Here is a 19,209-nt window from a genome sequence, read left to right on the forward strand (position 1 = left end):
TTATAACGTCTAAAGATACATATTAAAGCAGTGATCTCGACCTGCAATTTTGAAGTTTATTCTTTTTTTAACACAAGTTTGTTCTTTTATTTATGTAACCTTTTTTATGAAAAAAATTAGATTAAAGGACTGAATAAAATTCATCAGGTGGAAGATTTCGAAGGCAACTTTGTTTGTGAATTAATTAGTTATATTTCATGTAGCACATGAAATAGGATTGTAAAAAAAAGAGGATGTCCAATAGTGTTGAACATCCTCATATTTGTATTAAAAATAGCTTTTTTATAAAAGACCACGGTTTTTAAGAAGTGGTTCAATACTTGGCTCTTTTCCTCTAAATCCCTTATACATATCCATCGCTTTGCGTTTACCACCTTGCTCAAGAATGTTTTGACGGAATTTTAGTGCAGTTGTTTGATCGAAGATATTACCTGTCTCTTTATATGCTTCGAATGCATCGCTATCTAGAACTTCAGCCCATAGGTAACTGTAGTAACCCGAAGAGTATCCTCCTGAGAAGATGTGTGCGAAATATGTAGATCTATAACGAGGAATAATCTCTTCAATTAATCCAAGCTCTCTCATTTGGTCTGTTTCGAACTTGTTTACATCTTTAATGTTTGCATCCTTCACTGTGTGATATTTCATGTCTAGGTAAGAAGCAGCAATATATTCTACTGTTGCAAAACCTTGGTTGAAAGTACTACTTTTAACAAGCTTGTTGATTAGTTGTTTTGGCATTGGCTCTCCTGTTTTGTAATGTTTTGCATACATAGCCAATACTTCTGCTTCTGCTGGCCAGTGTTCCATTACTTGTGAAGGAAGTTCTACAAAGTCTCTCTCTACAGAAGTCCCCGAAATAGAGTAATATTTACATTGAGAAAGAAGCCCGTGAAGAGCATGACCAAATTCATGGAAAAGAGTAGTCACCTCATCATAAGAAAGAAGTGCCGGTTTGTTTCCTACTGGTTTAGAGAAGTTGCAAACAATAGAGATAATTGGAGCAACTCTCTCTCCTTTGTCGTTTTTATATTCTTTTCTGTAACTAGTCATCCAAGCTCCAGCTCTTTTGCTTGCTCTTGGGAAGAAGTCTGTATATAAAATACCAACCAAGGAACCGTCTTTTTCACATACTTTATAAGCTTTTGCTTCAGGGTGGTAAACAGGAATATCTTTAACTTCAGTAATTTTTAGACCATAAAGTTTGTTGGCTACCATGAATGCACCGTTACGAACATTGTTCAGTTCGAAATAAGGGCGAATTTGTTCTTCATCAAGGTCATATTTCGCCTTACGAACTTTTTCTGAATAGTACCACCAATCCCAACTCTCTAATTTGAAATTTTTCTTCTCTTTTTTGATCATCTTCTGCATATCAGTAACTTCTTCTTTAGCTCTCTGAATAGCTGGTTTCCATACTTGTGTAAGAAGATCAAATACACGAATTGGTTTTCCTGCCATACGATCTTCTAGACAAAGCTCAGACCAATTGTTGAATCCCATAATCTTTGCTTTCTCAGCACGAAGCTTAACAATCTTTTGGATATTTGCTTTGTTATCGTTCTCATTGTTGTTATTTCCACGATTATACATCGCTTTGTATAGCTTTTCTCTTAATGCTCTGTTGTCAGCATATGTAAGGAAAGGAATCCAACTAGGTTTCTGTAGAGTAAAAGCCCACTTGCCCACTTTGTCCATCTCTTTTGCTGTTTGTGCAGCGCCTTGTCTAACAGATTCAGGGAGACCCGAAAGATCTTTCTCTTTATCAATAATAAGAGAGAAAGCATTTGTTTCAGTCAATAGGTTTTTGCCAAACTGGATAGAAAGAAGTGAAAGCTCGGCATTAATTTTAGATAGCTTCTTTTTCTCTTCCTTCGATAGATTTGCACCACCATCTACAAAACCTTTATACTCCTTCTCAAGTAGCCTTACATCTTCTTCGCTCAGATTCAAAGAATTCTTTTGGTCGTAAACTACTTTGACTTTTTGAAATAGTTTTTCGTTGAAAGAGATCTGGTCACCATGTCTTGACATAATTGGTGATAATTCAGAAGCAATCACATCGATTGAGTCGTTTGTAACAGCAGAGCGAAGATTCGAGAAGATTCCATCAATTTGGTTTAATTCGAATCCACTTTTCTCTAATGCAACAATTGTATTTTCGAATGTAGGAGCCTCTTTGTTGTCGATAATTTTCTGTATACGCTCGTTTTGAATCTGCATTGCTTTCTTAATAGCAGGCATAAAATCACTATTGTGAATTTTATCAAAAGGAGGTACACCATATGGAGTCTCGAATTTTGTTAAGAGAGGATTGGTCTCTTGGTCTGTTTTACATCCTTGATTACAACAAGAACTTAGGATTGTTCCTGCTGTAATTAATGTCAGAATAGTTTTTTTCATAATGTTTAATTTCTCTTTCAATTATTACGTAAAAATATAAAATAGATTGTAGTTTGAAAATTTCAACAAACTCTTCGTCTTCCTTAACAGTTCTGTTTAAATTTGCAGAAAGATTAAGAAAAAAATGGAAACAAAAATCAGTGTTAAGCAGAGATATTTCATTCAGTTATCTTATAATGGAGCGGAGTTTCATGGATGGCAGATTCAACCTAATGCAGTAACAGTTCAAGAAGAGCTTCAGAAATCGATGAGTATGATTTCAAGAGAGTCAATTGAAGTTACGGGTGCTGGACGAACCGATACTGGAGTACATGCCTCTCTTTATGTCGCTCATTTTGATGCAGTGAGTTTAAAATTAGATGATCCAAATTTTGTATATAAGTTGAATAAACTTTTATGTAAAGGAATTGCAGTTCAGAAGATTTTTAAGGTCGGTCCTAAAGATCATGCTCGTTTTGATGCAACACATCGAACCTATAAATATTTTATTACTTTTGATAAAGATCCTTTTGTTTCATCTTTTGCTTTTAAGCCGTTTAAAAAGGTGGATATTGAAATAATGAATGAAGCAGCAGTATTTCTTTTAAAACACAAAGATTTTGAGAGTTTTGAAAGAACAGGTGCAGATAATAAGACTAGTGTTTGTGATGTGAGTGCTGCTTCTTGGGAGGTGTTTGATAATTTTGCTGTATTTACAATTCAAGCCGATCGTTTTCTTCGAAATATGGTTCGAGCAATTGTAGGAACTCTATTGGATGTCGGTTATGGTAAGATATCTCCAAAGAAGTTTAATCAGATCATTGAGAAACGAAATAGAAAGTATGCAAGTGCATCTGCACCGGGAGAAGCTCTTTTCTTAGTGGATGTGGGATATAACTCTCTTATAGAATCACAAATAGATTACAAGGCACAAGGATTTCATTTTGTCCCAAGAGAGATGCCTAAACGATCTTAATTCCTTTTCCATGGATAAGGGTGAGGGATACCGTAATGTAGTATGTTCCGATCAATATTATCATTTTAATCATTTAAAATTCGTTGTGAGATAGATGGAGAGTTATATCTGCCAATTAAAGAGCTTTATTGATGTGGAGAGTGATGCACAAAATAAACAGATAGAAGATATTTGGGCATTGCCTTTAGAAGAGCGTATTGAATTGGGACATACAATCAATAATGTCACTGTTTTTACAGTGATGGATGGCATTGATTGGGCTCGTCGAGGTTTTGCTTTTCTACAATTGCCTTTTAATGAGTCGAATCTGCGTCCAGGTAGTCGAATAAGACTTCATAAAGGAGTCCCTGAAGAGAACTATTTTAGTTGTGAAGTGGTCAGAGAACATCCCGGGTATTATGAAATTAAAGCTTCTTATGGATGCAATCTCTCCAATATTACTCACTGTAGTTCAGAATGGTTTGTGGATCCCGATCGAGTAGATTTGAGACATTTACTAAAGAATACTGTAGATTGTATCACTTCAACTCCTTTGGGAAACGATATTTTTGGACAATTAAAAGGTGTAATCCCTCCATTTATAGAGGCTTTTGATCCTAGTTTAAAACGACAGTATCGGGAAAAGTATGGTTTTAATGATACACAAGCAGATGCTTTTGTCAATGCACTTCATTGTTCAAATTATTATACGATTCAAGGACCACCAGGCACAGGTAAAACATGGGTTTTAGCATACCTTGCTTTGACATTGGCGCAACAGGGGTTGAATATACTTGTGAGTGCTTTTACCCATCGTGCAATAAATAATGCTTTAAAAAAGGTCCGATCTTTATCTGATTACTCCAAGTTATTTAAAATAGGTCCAATAGAGCAAGCGGAAGATTTGATTGCAAAACCCAACTCCGTAGGAAATTATGAACAGTTTATTCTATCCCCTTATAATTCATTAGATCGGGGCCTAATTGTAGGAGCTTCTCCTATGAGTTTAAGAAGTAAAAGAGTTGGGGCTTTATCTTTTGATGTTGCTATCATTGATGAGGCAGGTCAATTGACCCAACCATTAGCTATTGGGATCATGTTATCCTGTCGTAAAACAATCTGGATTGGCGATCACAAGCAGATGCCTCCTGTATTGGTTGCTTCGCACGACAAGAAAGAAATTGCTCGTTCTGCTTTTGAGTGTCTGACAGAAAAACATGAAGGGGCAATGTTGGAAACGACTTATCGGATGAATGAGATGATCAATTCTATTCCAAGTCGTTATTTCTACCGAGGACGCTTGAAGAGTGCTTCCAATGTATCTAAAAGAACTTTAGATATTATTGTAGAAGACAAACGATTCGATTTTCTCTCTAACCCCAAAATGGCTTCTCTTTTTGTAGAGACTAAGCATAGTCGATGCAAAGTTCAATCTAAAATGGAAGCATTGGTGGTTCGTCAGCTCACTGAGGTATTGGTAAATGCTGGAGTTCCTGCATGTGAGATAGGGGTTGTAACTCCATACCGAGCTCAGACTCGTTTGATTAGACATCATCTTGCAAAAATTCATTTTGATGATCCAAGCTTTAATCCAGAAGATGTTGTGGTGGATACAGTAGAGAGGATGCAAGGACAAGAGAAGGAGGTTGTCTTTTTTTCTTTGGTTTTAAGTAATATTGACCATATCTCTCATGGCTTTGATTTCTATTTTAACTTAAATAGGTGGAATGTCGGGATGACCAGAGCTAAATCAAAAATGATTTGGATAGGAAATCCATCTCTTTTTAAGCAACTAGAAGTACGAGAAAAAGAGAATCCACATTTAAAAGTGTTTTCAGATATAATAAAAGAGCTTCCAAAGATTCCGTTGGGTAAGTAGTTGTTTAATAGTGTCTATGTTACTGTTGTAGATATAATATAGTGATGTAAAATACTGTATTTTACACAATTTTATATGATTTTGCTGACTGACTGTATAATACAGTCTTTAGATTTGCAAGTAGAATCAATAACTATTAAAACAAACAGTCATGCACTATTTAAAGAAAACATTACTTCTTCTAGGCATCGCAACAACTAGTTTGGTTGGATGTAAGGAGCGAGTTTCAATGGATTTGAATAAGTCAAGCATTATTCCTATTCCTAATGAAATAAAAGCAGATGGTTTTTCATTCAAAATTACTTCTGCGACTGAAATCGTGGTTTCAGATGCTTCATTAATGAATACGGCAAAAGTTCTACAAGGTTTACTTCAGCCTGCAACTGGTTTTCCTTTTACTATAGTAGAAGGGAATAGTGCATCGTCTGATCAAATATTTTTAACACTTAATAGTTCTTTGACCAAAGCCGATGGTTACCAATTGAAGATTACTGAGGACCATATTACTGTCGAAGGAAAAGATGTTGGTGGTGTATTTTATGGTACACAAACATTGAGACAACTTCTTCCAGCTGCCATAGAAAAAAACGTAATACAAACAATTGATTGGAGAGTTGCAACTGGAACTATTAAAGATGCCCCTCGTTTCGAATATAGAGGTGCAATGTTAGATGTTGCAAGACATTTCTTTACTGTGGAAGAGGTGAAGCATTTTATTGATTACTTGGCAATGTATAAGATGAACTATTTTCATATTCACTTGACAGATGATCAAGGATGGAGACTTGAAATCAAATCGTGGCCAAAACTTACTGAGATTGGAGCAAGCACTGAAGTCGGTGGTGGAGAAGGCGGATTTTATACTCAAGAGCAATATACTGATATCGTGAAGTATGCAGCCGCACGTAATATTACCGTAGTACCTGAATTTGATATGCCTGGTCACACCAATTCTGCTTTGGCTTCTTATGGCGAATTGAATCCTGATAACAAGCCTAAGGATTTGTATACAGGAACAAATGTAGGATTTAGTACTTTTACCGTTGATAAAGAGATTACATATAAATTTATTGAAGATGTAGTGAAAGAGATGGTTGCACTGTCTCCTGGTAAATATTTCCATATCGGAGGAGATGAGACTCATGTTACTAAGAAAAAAGACTATATCAATTTTATAAATAGAGCACAAGAGATCATTGCTTCACATGGTAAACAAGTAGTTGGATGGGCTGATATTGCAGAAGCGAAACTACAGCCAAATACAGTTGCTCAGTTCTGGAAAGTAAAGACTCACAGTGCTAAATTAGCTTTGAAACAAGGTGCAAAACTTCTAATGTCTCCTGCTGCTAAGGCTTATATGGATATTCAATATGATAAAGACAGTCCAATTGGATTACACTGGGCTGGTTATACAGAAGTAGATGATGCTTATAATTGGGATCCTGCAACTTATCTGCCAAATATGGATATAGATGATATCATTGGTATTGAAGCTCCACTTTGGGCTGAGACTGTAAAAGATCTAAAAGATATTCAATATTTGACTTTCCCAAGACTTCCAGGTTATGCTGAAATAGGTTGGTCGAAGAGATCACAGCAAGATTGGGAAACGTATAAAGTAAGATTGGCTGATCAGCAAGATCGTTTCGAGGCAATGGGATTAAACTACTATCAATCTCCAAAAGTACCTTGGAAAAAGTAATCTGATAATTTAACAGATTCTATGCAGATTAATTCTCTTTCGTTCTAACTTGAATAACGAAGGGACGAAAGAGAATAAAAAGAAAATTCTCTTGAAATAGTTACTTTTCTTTTATATGCCTAAATACCTTTTGTGATCGATATTCAATGATCGAGAGATCTAAAACCTAGTTTCTTCATCTTTTTTGATCGAAACGCCCTTAATAAACAGACACACATTGGGGGATATTGTTTGATTATAAAGAGCGATATTCCTTATAATCGAGAGATTTAAAATCTGGTTACTCTTTTTGTTAAAGAGAGAATTTGTCAATATAAACACACACACACCGAGTTGTATATGAGTCTGTTAAAGGTTTGTATATCTCAAAATCGAGAGATTCAAAATCTAGTTTCCTTTTCAATTTCAAGGGAAATGCTCATAATAAACTCACACTAAGTTGTATAGTGGATGAATTGTACAACTCTTCATTAGAAGTGCTTCATTGAGTCTTCTTTTGATAAATAGTATGTCCTTAATAAACAGACGTAAAAAGATGGGTATAGCTTTTGGTTAGAAATAATATATCCTATTTTGATCGAGAGATCTGAAATCTAGCTTCATAAACTAATTTATCGAAGTGGCTATAGTAAACACACACACAAACAATTAATTTTGCATCTCTTTTTTTATTAAAAGAGATGCAATTTATTTTTTGCATGTAACATTAAATTACATTTTTGTCGCTCATTTGTATCCGTTCGGCTACTCACGTATATGAAGATTGATTTTTTTTACTATAAAGATTATTTCCAGTTTTGAGGAAGTAAGTCATCGTATTTCGATGGCTTGGTGTCGGATATACGATTTAAGATATCTGTATACCATGCATGAGGTTCAACGTCTGCCATTTTGCACATTGAAGATAGGGTATGAACATTGCTGCTCTTTTTGCTCCCTCTTCAGATCCAGCAAAGAGATAGTTTTTACGTCCAATGGCTACTGGACGTACTTTATTCTCCACATTATTATTGTCGATAATGTAGCTTCCATCTTCTGTATATTGACACAGTTCATCCCATAGGTTTAGGGTATAGTTGATTGCTTTCCCAATAGGGCTTTTAGGTAATGCTGTAAGAGACTCTTTTTTTATCCATTGGCCGAGTTTCTCTAGAATAGGTACAGCAAGTTCTTGTCGAAGATGGTAGATTTCTTCGATAGACAACTCTTTTTCTTTACAAGTTCGCTCTACATTATATAGGTCTTGGATTTTTTTTTAAGCATATTCGGCACGAGTTCGATCATTTTCTTTTGCCTCAAAAAATTTCTGTCGAGCATGTGCCATACATGCTAACTTTATAACTTCTTTTTGACTTCCAAGTTTATGATAACCTTGATATCCATCTGTCTGTAGAACTCCTTTAAACTCTTTTTAAGTAGATTCTGGTACAGAACTCCTTCGAGAGTTATCGTAAGTAAATAAACAACTCTTTATATGTGGGGCATAATAGATCCAGAAGTAACCAAGGTGAGTGGCTCCTTGTTTCTTATCTGTTAGAACCTTGATACTTGTCTCATCGGCTTGAATATAGTCTGACTGGATTACTTTTTTCTCGATATGTTTGTATAGTGGAGAAAGTAGTTCAGCAGCCTTCCTTATCCATCCATTGATGGTTGCTTTAGGAAAATCAATTCCTGATCTTTTGAAGATCCCTTGGACTCTATAAAGAGGTATATGGTCGTAGAATTTATCAACAATAAATTGACTTATTAATGAGTTTCCCGCCATACATTTGGGGATAAGATCCGACGGAAGTTCGGAGATGATAATGTTATCCTCTTCGGGTAAACGATATTTTGGACGAACAATTTGTCTTACATAAAGCTTACCTGGACTAAATTCAATCCTCTCTGATATCTCTTCTCCAATACGAATTGCTCCCTCTGGGACATCATCAGGTTCAATCACTTCTACTTGACGAGGAAGGTCAGAAGGGATACTTTTTCTTCTTAATAACCTCAATAACCTCCTCTTCTGGAGAAGATATCTGTAAGTCTTCTAGATTTTTCTCTTCGACTTCAAGAGCTAATGGTTCTTCCATGAATTGCGTATATGAACAAAAGACTGGTAAACATATTCTATAGTTATTTCTTATATAAAACGCTATAGACTATGAATACCAGTAGTATATATCATTGTTTAGGATTACAAGACCAGCAATTATTATCCACATCCTATGTTGGAGATATCATCCAACTTAAAGTTAAAACAAAAAAAGACAAACTACGTTGTAGTCGCTGTAAAAGAATGCATGTTATTTGTTGTGGAGTTGTTGAACGTAGTTTCAAGGGGCCAATGATAGGCAAAAAGAAGTGCGTTATTATCATAGATGTTCAACGCCTTTATGCAAGAAATGCAAGATCGTACGTCAGGAACATTTAAGGTTTGCAAAAGAGCAGAAGTCCTATATTCGATCTTTAGAGAAGATGGTTTTACTTCTCTCTTCTCATATGACGATTCAATCAATCAGTCGACTTTTAGACCTTAACTGGAATATTGTAAAAGATATCATTAAGTCTCACTTAAAATCAAAATATCATTCTCCTGGGCTAAAGGGGGTGAAACATATTGCTATCGATGAATTCGCAGTGAAGAAGGGGCATGTATATATGACTTAGATAAAGGAGTCGTTTTACAAGTAGGAAAAGGTAAAGGTTCTGAGGCATTGGTTCCTTTTTGGAAACGAATAAAGATCAATAAAGTCCAAATAGAGTCTGTTGCCATTGATATGTCACCTGCCTATATTCTTTCAGTAAAAACCAATGCACCTAAAGCTACTATGGTATTTGACCATTTCCATATAATAAAGAAACTAAATGAGACTATAAGTAAAATTAGAAGAGATCTTTACAACAAAGAGAAGGATAAGGTTATCAAGAAAAGTTTAAAAGGAAGTCGTTGGCTATTGTTAAAGAACCCAGAGAATCTCAACCTTGAGAAAGGGGAAGACTCAAGACTTGAAAAAGTATTAGAAACGAATACCACCTTGTTTTACGCATATTATTTGAAAGAAGAATTGAGGGAATTATGGAATCAAGATAATATTAGAGACGCTTCAAAATTACTTAAACAATGGATAGAAGAGGCAAATGAGACTGAAATCCCTCAGCTTAAGAAAATGGTAGAACTATTGACCAAACACAAAACAGGAATTCTAAATTGGTATAAGTGCAATATCTCCACGGGGCCTTTAGAAGGAATAAATAACAAGATTAAAACCTTAAAAAGACAAGCATATGGCTATCGTGACTTAGATTTTTTTATGTTAAAAATAAAAGCAATGCATCAAGATATATACGCAAAATGTGGATGAACCAGAAAACAATATTTAAAGAACAGCTTTTATTCTGTTGAAAAATGACGAGTATGACGATCAGCTAGATGAGATCAAGACATTACGGAGTCGATTAATTAAAAGGATTGATAGTGTGTTTACTTTCTTAGAGTATTACGAAGTTCCTTTTGACAACAATGCATCCGAAAGGTCAATACGTAATATTAAAATAAAACAAAAAGTATCTGCAGGTTATCGAACAGAAGAAGGAGCCCAAAGGTATGCCATGTTACGCTCTATTGTTGATACACTTAAAAAACAAGGAAAGAGTGTAGTGAGAATGATTGCTCATTGGTTATCTCAAAACCATCTTAAGGTCAGTTGGCAATAAAATAATTTACACATTATGTATTTTCTGAACCTCCATTCTTTAGCGAATGGAGGCTAAACTATAAATGAACTTGAGTAGTTACCTTCTATGAGATCAAACATCTGTGCTTTTTTACTCATCTATTTCTATTTTTGATTATGACTCAAAAGTAGAAGGCTGTAAATTAAAACACAAGATGTGAATAACCGAACGCTTACTTTAGGCCTATCTATTGCAGTAATGTATGTCATTATAATAAATTAAGTATTGCGAGAGGTTTTTTTAACATATATTAATTTATTATGTATTAATACTAATCTAATTGATTTAAGTGATTATATTTGTTGCTTTGAGAATAATTATATTATTAATTCGATTTCTAACCTTTCGATTAATAGTATATTTCTTTCATTTTAATGTTACTTATCGCACATGAATTGTGTTAATTATGTGTGTAAATAATTAATTGAAATATTGTAAAGAGCACATTCATTGTGTTTTATAGGATCGAATTGACTGTTGCGAAGAATAAAACTTGATTCTGTTATAAATTGAAAATAATCTAGTAACATCTTTAAATTTTCATGTTGATATTTGTACTATAAATAAAAGTAGAACTAGAGTAGTGACCCAAGCAGATCAGAATCTGTACTATTCTATTTTAATGTTAATTATATTGTATGTATACATGATGATAAGAATAAGAGGTCATGTATATACTACATGTATTTACTAAATAAATAAGTTAATGTGCAATAAACGTATTTAAAACTAAATCTATGAAATTAAACAGTTTGTTGTTTATCTTGATGTTATTTTTTGTGACGACTACTTATGCCCAAAAGTTCAATGTAAAGGGAGTCGTTAAAGATGCAAAAACAGGAGAGACAATACCAGGGGTAAATGTTATAATCAAAGGGGAAAATACAGGTGGTATAACCAATATCGACGGAGTTTTTAATTTAAAAACTAAGAGTCCTAGATCGACCTTGATTTTTTCATTTATTGGTTACAAAAAGAAAGTGGTTTTCTTAAAAGGTAGATCGAAATTGGAAGTGGAGATGACTACTATGAGAACTGAACTTGATGAAACCGTTGTTATTGGTTATGGTTCTGTGAAGAAAAGTGATTTGTCTGGATCGGTAGCTTCTATTAAGAGTGATGATTTAAATAGTACACCGAATCCAGATGTCGTTTCTGCATTGCAAGGAAAAGTTGCAGGTGTTTTTATTGAGACCTCAGAAGGAGGTCCAGGTGCTAGTTTAAATGTGCGTATTCGTAGTGGAAGTTCAATTGGTGCAAATACAGCCCCATTATATGTAATTGATGGTTTTCCTGTGGATGATAATCCTGTGGGTGTCACAACGGGTATTTCTGGAAACGATAACATGAATCCTCTTGGAAACTTAGATCCAGCGACCATTGAGTCTGTAGAGGTTTTAAAAGATGCATCATCTACAGCAATTTATGGTGCTAGAGGAGCGAATGGTGTTGTTTTGATTACGACAAAATCAGGTAAAGCGGGTAAAAATGATATTACTATCACAGCAAAGTATGGAACGCAACAGCTTGCTAATAGATTAAATCTTTGTAATTCTTTGCAACATGCTGAGTATTTATGGTATAAAAATAGACAGCAAGAACGATTTCCTACTGCAGAAGCATATCGCGATTCGATAAACCCAAAACATATCGACACAGATTGGCAAAATGAACTTTTTGGTGTTGGAACACTTCAGAATTATGGTGTTAACTTTTCTGGAGGTGTGAAGAAATATAGATATAATGCTTTTACTTCCTATTTTGAAAATACTGGTATTATTCCAAATAATGGTCTTAAGAGATATTTGGTAGACGCTAAATTGCAGATGGAGTTTGGGAAACTTAATGTTTCTTTTATTCAGAAATCAAGTTATACTGAGACAAATGGAGTGGACACTAAAACGAATGGATCTTTGGTGAGTGCAGGTATCATAAGACAGGTTGTAAATGCATCTCCTTCAAAAAGTGTTACCTATTCACCAGAGGAAATGTTTAATGAGGATACTGGAGAAGAGAAATCGGACATTCGAAATCCATATATCTTTGTTTGGGATGTCACCAATAAAATTAAACTAATGCAGAACATTAGTAAGGTTTCTTTTAAATATAACTTTACTAAGCACTTCTATTACAATTTAGATCTTGGAGGGTCTATAAATTACACAAAAGGTGATATTTACTATCCTTCCACTACTAAAATGGGCGCTGGTTCTCATGGTCGTGGTATGATTAAAAATAATTTAAGTGTAAAAGGAGTTCAAACAAGTATTTTGAACTTTTCGAATACTTTCAATGGTAAGCACAGCCTTAATTTGATGGGAGCTTTCTCAACTGAAAAGTACTATTCGGAGTCTCAGCAGTTATCTAGTTCTAATTTTAGTATGGACGACTTGAATACTGCAAATATGTCTGTTGGAATGAAGCCTGGTAAACCTGGTTCAGGTAAGTCTGCAGGAGGTCTTATCTCTTATATTGGACGATTCAACTATGTGTATGATGATCGTTATATCTTGACTGGTTCAATGCGTGCCGATGGTGCTTCTCGTTTTGGAGCAGGCCATAAATGGGGATATTTCCCTTCTGGTGCTTTTGCTTGGCGTGTAAATCAAGAGAAGTTCTTGAAAGGAGTGAAGGTGTTGTCAAATTGGAAATTTCGTTTAAGTTATGGACATACAGGTAACCAAAGAGTGGGGAACTATGAATCTCTAACACGTACAGGATTTGATTCGTATTCTTTTGGTGGCAAAGTAGCAACATCATTGGTTGTAAATTCTATTGGAAACCCATATTTGAAGTGGCAAACTTCAGTGCAGTCTAACTTAGGAATGGACTTAGGTTTCAATCGCAATAAGATTAGTTTTACTATTGATGTCTATAAAAAAGTAGGTAGAGATTTACTACAGAATATAGCAATGCCATATTCTACGGGGTTTAATAGTATGCGTAAGAATTTTGGTAGTGTAGAGAACCGAGGAATCGAATTTTCGATGAATACGGTTAATGTTTCTTCAAAGTTCTTTAAATGGACAACTAATTTTAACATATCTAAGAATGAGAATATTATTAGGGAATTAGGACCAGGTCAAGATCATCTTTTAAGAGGAGTATATCTAGATAAGGTTAATGAGAAGTCTGGAGCCTTTTATGGTTTCAAGCAAGTTGGAATTATACAAAATGAAGAAGAACTTGCTATTTATAGACATGGAAAATTTCGTGCTAATATGATTGTTGGTCAACGTAAATTTGAAGACATTGATAGAAAAGGTAGTATTTATGCAGAAGATGGTACACCTATTAAGGTTGTAATTGATGATAAAGATCGTACAACTGTAGGTAACAATCAAGCTAAATTCTATGGTGGATTATCTAATAGTTTTCGTTTTGGTAATCTTTCTATTGGTGTTCGTTTCCGTTTTAAATATGGTGGAGATGTTTACAATAAGTTGAATGAGAAGTTATTAGGTAATTGGATGCCTTCGGACAACAGATTAGTGTCAGTTCTAGATTTCTGGAGACCTGAAGTGAAAGATGAGAGTGGTGCTATAATAGATCCAGGTAATGTGAATAGTTTTCAACCAAATCCTATTGCTCGTGATTATAGAAATACGATTATTAATACTTTTATTGAAGATGGATCTTATGTAAGACTTTCATCAGTGAATATAGGTTATAATTTTTCTAAAAAGTTTCTTAGAAAGATAAAATTGAAAGGATTGAAGCTGTATGTGAAAGGGGATAATCTCTATACTTGGACTAAATATAGTGGATATGATCCAGAATTGTCCAATAGTATTGATAATGGGAATTATCCTAAATCAAAGAACTTTACTGCAGGTCTAAGTATAAAATTTTAATAGAAGACAGACATGAAATATATTTATATAGTACTCCTCTTTTTGTTTCTATCCTCATGTAATTCATTGCTTGAGGAAAATCCTGAGTCATTTATTAATCCTGACACATACTTTAATAATGCCGAACAAGCATTGACATCTGTAAATGGTGTTTATGCAGCAATGTTGAATCGAAGCAATAGTCCGTTTATGGATCTTCACCTGAAGAAGGATATTGGGACTTCTGTATCTGCTGCTAGGTCTAATAATGAGACGTTAAATATCTATTCTTTTACTTCTAGTGCTAGAGATATAAAAGAGATCTATCGTGGTTATTATTTAGCAATAGAGAGAGCTAACTGTACAATTAATAGGATTTCAAAGATGGATCCTGAGGTGACTCATATTAAAGAGCCACTTCAAAATAGACTTTTATCAGAGGCAAAGTTCATAAGAGCTTATAGTTATTTTGGATTGGTGCGTCTATATGGCGCGGTACCGTTAAATGTTACAGAAGTGAGATATGATGATAATTTTCAGATGTCTCGTAACTCGGTTGCTGAAGTCTATAAGCAAATTATCGAGGATCTTGAGTTTGCATCAGAATGGTTGTATTTTAAGACAGGATCATCGCTATCTCCTAGCTATGGTGTCGATGATGTCGGTCGTGTTTCAAGATGTGCTGCAAATGGGTTGTTAGCAAAAGTTTATTTAACTGCTGCATCCATGAAGAGACATTCTCATATGTCAGAGGCTTGGAATCTAACAATGAATAGTTATGATTGGGTTGACGAATTATTATACTATCAAAAGGCAAAAGAGTATGGTGAAAAAGTAGTTGGATTTGCTCATGATGGAGCGAACGTGGGGTTAGAAGACGATGTTGTTGCTCCTTTCTATTATTCAAATGAGAATAATAAGGAGTCGTTATTTGAGTTGCAATTAATCGAGGAGACTGGTTATAAAGGTCTTTCTGCAGGTTCGATGTCTGGTATATTTGGAAATTCATCGAAGCCTACTTCGGGAAAATATAGGATAACTTTGGCAAATGGATTTATTGAATCATTTATTCAAAATTACACTTCAGATGATTTAGATTATACTAATAGTGATCCTCGTATGGTTGCTTTCTTAAATGTTTATCTTTGGAAGGGTAAGAACCCAAAATATATTAATCTAATAGAACCGAATAAGTTCTCTTTTGTAAAATATAAAACAACTGCTCGTTGTTTTTTTGAACACGATCAAAATCAAGTTTTATTAAGATATGCAGATATCTTGTTGGTATTGGCAGAAGCTAATAATGAACTAGGAGATCAAGCTTCGGCAGCAAAGTATGTAAATATAATTCGTGCTCGTGCTCGTAGAGGCTCTACAATCTCGAAAGATATGGACGCACCTATTGGGGTGAATTATCCTGAATCGAGTCAGCCAGAAGATGTATTGACTAGTTTAACTCAAGAAGAGATGCTAGAAGTAGTATACCAAGAGCGTAAATGGGAGCTTTGTTATGAGGGACAGACACGTTTTGATGCCGTTAGAATGGGACGTCTAGTAAGTGAAATTAAAGCACAGCATTTGTATAAAAAACCATCTAAAAAGTCGGCTAAGTTTACTTATTTTCAGCAACGTGCACAAGGTATTAGTGCAGTGTTTGATCCTAAAAAAATAACTCCAGGAGCAGAAAATATTAGACAGCATCATATCCTATTTCCCATCCCGATGGATGAGCTAAATAGAAATATTGGAATTGTATCCCAAAATGTAGGATATTAATTAAGATTCTATCTTTTCTAAAACAGATACAGTTGATTTGTTTTTTTTAAGGAGATAGATGTTAAACTTTAGAGTAGTTATTAATACTCTCTTTCTCATTAACTGGGGAAGAGAGTGTTTTTGTTTAAGTAATTGCTTATTTATTTAATGTAAATAGTCTAAGAGTGTTAAAAATAGAGAGAGTATTCTGTTGTGACAAAAGTGTGAAAGTGATTAGTTATTTGCAATTTATCAGTTCTCAATCTTATTTTGGTAGTGATAATATTACTATCTATACCATATTTGATCTCAGTGGTAGGGCGGTTTATACATTTCGTAATGATCTCTGTAAAGATAAATTATTTCCGTTAATTGAAGATGGAATTTATGTTATTCGAAACCATAGAACAGGATTATTGAAGCCTTTTGTATTTCTGCATCATTGATTTTTTTGTCTGTATTTGATTTGCTATCCATTAAATATCCCATACTGTTATATTAACATGAAATATAACAGTATATCACTCCAAATGTAACATTGGTTTATAATGGGATAGAGATGTCATTGCCCATTATCTGTTAAAGGATGATATAATTATTTACATGATCATATTTTGATTAATTTGGTACTTAATGTGCAATTTGTACTAATGTCACATTGAATATCTCCTTACTTTTCCATTGTAAATATCCGTGGATAATTTTGAATTAGGATAACATAAATAGAGTACAATGAGAAATAATTTATTGTTAGCTATTGCGATGATATTGTATATCTCCGTTAGCGCTAAAAAAGAGATTTTTGTCTCACCTAAGGGAAGCGACAAAGGAAATGGGAGTATTGAAGCCCCTTTTAAAACTATAGGAAGAGCCTCAATGAAAGTGAAGCAGTTCGTTCACAAAAATAGTTCTGAAGATATTATTGTTTATCTACGAGAAGGTCGTCATCAATTAAATAAGACGCTCGTATTGGGATTGCCGCACACACTTAAAAATGGACATAAACTGACGTTCGAATCTTATAAAGATGAAGATGTGGTTTTGTCTTCAGGTCTTCCAATAAGAAAGTGGAAAAAGGTAAAGAGATACCCTAAAGGAACACCTTCTGCGGCAAAGGGACACCTTTATGAGGCGGTAATGCCTCGAGGTTTGAAATCATTCAGGACACTTTATGACGGTAATTCAAGGTTGGTGAGAGCAAAAAGTAAGAAGTTCCAGATGCCAAGAAATGAAAAGATTCGTCGTGCTGATAGTCAAAATGCTTATTATAATAGAGATCGGATTCATCTTCGCATGTTCCCTTTTACTGATCAAATAAAAGATTGGTCAAACTTGTCTGACGTGGAAGTGTTTTTCAATCCAGTACCATGGAATATCAACATCATTCAACTAGAGTCTGTTGATATGAAGAACAAAATTGCCTATCTAGCATTTGAAGCCAATGCTTTACCATTTTCTAGTGGTTCTCATCGTTTTGGTTGGGTTGAGAATGTAATTGATTATCTAGATAAACCAGGAGAGTGGTGTGTGAACACCAAAAGTAGAAAAATATATTATTGGCCTGAATCTGGAACCCCTTCAAAAACAATATATGCACCACAGTTAATGGAGCTTGTTAGAGTGGAAGGGAAGATTCATTATGATCTACTTAAAGACACACCAGCTAAAAATATTCAATTTAAAGGTCTTACATTTAGTCATGCTGATCGTACAGTGTGGTATAAGAATCGTAAAGGATGGGGCATCCAGCATGATTGGGATACATTTGATTATGGTAATGCTATGTTGCGCTTTCGTGGTGCAGAGGCTTGTTTGGTTGAGAACTGTCACTTTACAAATTCTGGAGGAAGTGCTATTCGTTTAGATCTTTATGCACAAAAAATTAAGATACAGAAGAATCTTATCGATCATGTAGGTCATATGGGTATACTTCTTGCTGGATATGGTCCTGGAATAAAAGATGTGAATAAGAATAATGTGATTCAAAATAATATTATTCACCATTGTGGAGAAATTGTATATCATGGACATGCAATTTTCGCGTGGCAGAGTGGTAGCAATATTATTGCAAATAATTATATTCACGACGTGCCTCGTAAAGCCGTTGGTATTTGTGGTGTTCGATGTCAAATTTTGATGAAAGATGAGTGTAACTTTGATGAAGCTTCGAGAACGATACGCTGGAGTGAGGTAATTCCTAATATTGATAGTACAAAGAGTATTATTCAACGTTATGCTCCATTTCTTCATGCTCGCAATAATATTATTGAGAATAATAGAGTGGAAAGAACGATGTTAAAACTGAGTGATGGCTCTAGTATTAATGTTTCTGGAGCAGGTCTTGGCAATGTGGTGAGACATAATTATTTGTATGATATTCCATATGTAGGTATTCGTAACGATGATTGGCAAGATGGTACAACTATTCGAAACAATCTATTGGTTAACGTAAGAAGAATTGGGATTATCCATAAAGGAATTAATACCGTTGAGAATAATATCATGATAAATTGTGCTAAGGGAATCCATTTTAGAGCTTATCCACAACAATTCTTTGAGCCAGAGTCTTCAATCTCACATAATATCTTCTATAATACATCAAAGGACTATGTCCCCAATACCACTTTTAAATGGGGGAATATGTTTGTACATAAAGCAGGGAAAAAGCCAATTCCTTACGAGTATCAGATGGATTATAACTGTTATTTCTGGCCTGGTGCAAAAGCAGATCTTGAAGATAAGCGTAAGAATGGTATCGAAGCACATGCTGTAATCATGGATCCTAAGTTTAAAGATATCAAGCATTTTGATTATAGAATTTGTAATAAGAAATTGATTCAAGCAATTGACTTCAAGCCTTTTGATGTGACAATGTCCAGCTTTGGTGTAAACAAAGACTACCCAAAGAATTTTTTTTTGATGAATGAAAAAGCATTGGCTGATGAAAAATATGAATAAACTATTTTTTGTTTATCTA

At 34.5% G+C, this 19,209-nt stretch carries 14 protein-coding genes and 1 pseudogene; 10 read left to right on the forward strand and 5 right to left on the reverse strand.

Translation table 11 applies throughout. The annotated features are described in order from the left end of the window. Positions 1-282: 282 nt before the first annotated feature. Positions 283-2,403: a M3 family metallopeptidase gene (locus K4L44_06385; GenBank protein QZE15457.1), complete on the reverse strand. Its 2,121-nt coding sequence runs from the start codon at positions 2,401-2,403 to the stop codon at positions 283-285. A gap of 136 nt (positions 2,404-2,539) precedes the next feature. On the opposite strand from K4L44_06385, the gene truA reads away from it, so the two are divergent. From truA to K4L44_06400, 3 genes are all read left to right on the forward strand, one after another. Beyond that, the gene (gene truA / locus K4L44_06390) at positions 2,540-3,358 is read left to right on the forward strand and encodes a tRNA pseudouridine(38-40) synthase TruA (protein QZE15962.1); all 819 of its coding nucleotides are present in this window, start codon (positions 2,540-2,542) and stop codon (positions 3,356-3,358) included. A gap of 94 nt (positions 3,359-3,452) precedes the next feature. Beyond that, positions 3,453-5,216, forward strand: coding sequence for an AAA family ATPase (locus K4L44_06395; GenBank protein QZE15458.1), 1,764 nt, complete (start codon positions 3,453-3,455; stop codon positions 5,214-5,216). Between the two features lie 151 nt (positions 5,217-5,367). Continuing rightward, positions 5,368-6,918 carry a beta-N-acetylhexosaminidase gene (locus tag K4L44_06400; protein ID QZE15459.1) on the forward strand — a complete coding sequence of 517 codons (1,551 nt, stop codon included), beginning with the start codon at positions 5,368-5,370 and terminating at the stop codon, positions 6,916-6,918. A gap of 785 nt (positions 6,919-7,703) precedes the next feature. On the opposite strand, the gene K4L44_06405 is transcribed toward K4L44_06400, so the two are convergent. From K4L44_06405 to K4L44_06420, 4 genes and pseudogenes are all read right to left on the reverse strand, one after another. After that, the gene (locus K4L44_06405; GenBank protein ID QZE15460.1) at positions 7,704-7,808 is read right to left on the reverse strand and encodes a transposase domain-containing protein; all 105 of its coding nucleotides are present in this window, start codon (positions 7,806-7,808) and stop codon (positions 7,704-7,706) included. Beyond that, on the reverse strand, positions 7,766-8,167 hold the full coding sequence (locus K4L44_06410; protein QZE15963.1) for a transposase: 402 nt from the start codon (positions 8,165-8,167) through the stop codon (positions 7,766-7,768). The genes K4L44_06405 and K4L44_06410 overlap by 43 nt, the downstream gene beginning before the upstream one ends. Positions 8,168-8,173: 6 nt before the next feature. After that, positions 8,174-8,323, reverse strand: a pseudogene (locus tag K4L44_06415) (IS66 family transposase). A gap of 6 nt (positions 8,324-8,329) precedes the next feature. After that, complete coding sequence (locus tag K4L44_06420; protein QZE15461.1) at positions 8,330-8,920, reverse strand: transposase; 591 nt, start codon at positions 8,918-8,920, stop codon at positions 8,330-8,332. 150 nt (positions 8,921-9,070) lie between these two features. Here K4L44_06420 and K4L44_06425 point away from each other — a divergent pair, with 150 nt between their 5' ends. The 7 genes from K4L44_06425 to K4L44_06455 all read left to right on the forward strand — a co-directional run bounded on the left by K4L44_06425 (position 9,071) and on the right by K4L44_06455 (position 19,190). Next, positions 9,071-9,340, forward strand: a complete 270-nt coding sequence (locus tag K4L44_06425; GenBank protein QZE15462.1) for a hypothetical protein — start codon at positions 9,071-9,073, stop codon at positions 9,338-9,340. A gap of 44 nt (positions 9,341-9,384) precedes the next feature. Continuing rightward, complete coding sequence (locus K4L44_06430) at positions 9,385-9,576, forward strand: hypothetical protein (protein ID QZE15463.1); 192 nt, start codon at positions 9,385-9,387, stop codon at positions 9,574-9,576. Further along, on the forward strand, positions 9,540-10,271 hold the full coding sequence (locus tag K4L44_06435; protein QZE15964.1) for an ISL3 family transposase: 732 nt from the start codon (positions 9,540-9,542) through the stop codon (positions 10,269-10,271). The genes K4L44_06430 and K4L44_06435 overlap by 37 nt, the downstream gene beginning before the upstream one ends. Positions 10,272-10,308: 37 nt before the next feature. Continuing rightward, on the forward strand, positions 10,309-10,623 hold the full coding sequence (locus tag K4L44_06440; protein QZE15464.1) for a transposase: 315 nt from the start codon (positions 10,309-10,311) through the stop codon (positions 10,621-10,623). 758 nt (positions 10,624-11,381) lie between these two features. After that, a complete protein-coding gene (locus tag K4L44_06445) occupies positions 11,382-14,498 on the forward strand; it encodes a TonB-dependent receptor (GenBank protein QZE15465.1) in 3,117 nt (1,038 codons plus the stop codon). 12 nt (positions 14,499-14,510) lie between these two features. Continuing rightward, positions 14,511-16,253, forward strand: a complete 1,743-nt coding sequence (locus K4L44_06450) for a RagB/SusD family nutrient uptake outer membrane protein (GenBank protein ID QZE15466.1) — start codon at positions 14,511-14,513, stop codon at positions 16,251-16,253. Positions 16,254-16,964: 711 nt separating this feature from the next. Beyond that, positions 16,965-19,190, forward strand: coding sequence for a right-handed parallel beta-helix repeat-containing protein (locus K4L44_06455; protein QZE15467.1), 2,226 nt, complete (start codon positions 16,965-16,967; stop codon positions 19,188-19,190). The last annotated feature ends 19 nt before the right edge of the window (positions 19,191-19,209 follow it).

Source organism: Prolixibacteraceae bacterium, from assembly GCA_019720755.1.
Taxonomy (GTDB): Bacteria; Bacteroidota; Bacteroidia; order Bacteroidales; family Prolixibacteraceae; genus Halosquirtibacter; species Halosquirtibacter laminarini.

Bases quoted from the DNA above. Each gene is read 5' to 3' on its own strand.
- K4L44_06395 (QZE15458.1), top strand. From the start codon at position 3,453: ATGGAGAGTTATATCTGCCAATTAAAGAGCTTTATTGATGTGGAGAGT.
- K4L44_06405 (QZE15460.1), bottom strand. From the start codon at position 7,808: ATGGCAGACGTTGAACCTCATGCATGGTATACAGATATCTTAAATCGT.
- K4L44_06400 (QZE15459.1), top strand. From the start codon at position 5,368: ATGCACTATTTAAAGAAAACATTACTTCTTCTAGGCATCGCAACAACT.
- K4L44_06430 (QZE15463.1), top strand. From the start codon at position 9,385: ATGGTTTTACTTCTCTCTTCTCATATGACGATTCAATCAATCAGTCGA.
- K4L44_06425 (QZE15462.1), top strand. From the start codon at position 9,071: ATGAATACCAGTAGTATATATCATTGTTTAGGATTACAAGACCAGCAA.
- K4L44_06455 (QZE15467.1), top strand. From the start codon at position 16,965: ATGAGAAATAATTTATTGTTAGCTATTGCGATGATATTGTATATCTCC.
- K4L44_06450 (QZE15466.1), top strand. From the start codon at position 14,511: ATGAAATATATTTATATAGTACTCCTCTTTTTGTTTCTATCCTCATGT.
- K4L44_06445 (QZE15465.1), top strand. From the start codon at position 11,382: ATGAAATTAAACAGTTTGTTGTTTATCTTGATGTTATTTTTTGTGACG.
- K4L44_06385 (QZE15457.1), bottom strand. From the start codon at position 2,403: ATGAAAAAAACTATTCTGACATTAATTACAGCAGGAACAATCCTAAGT.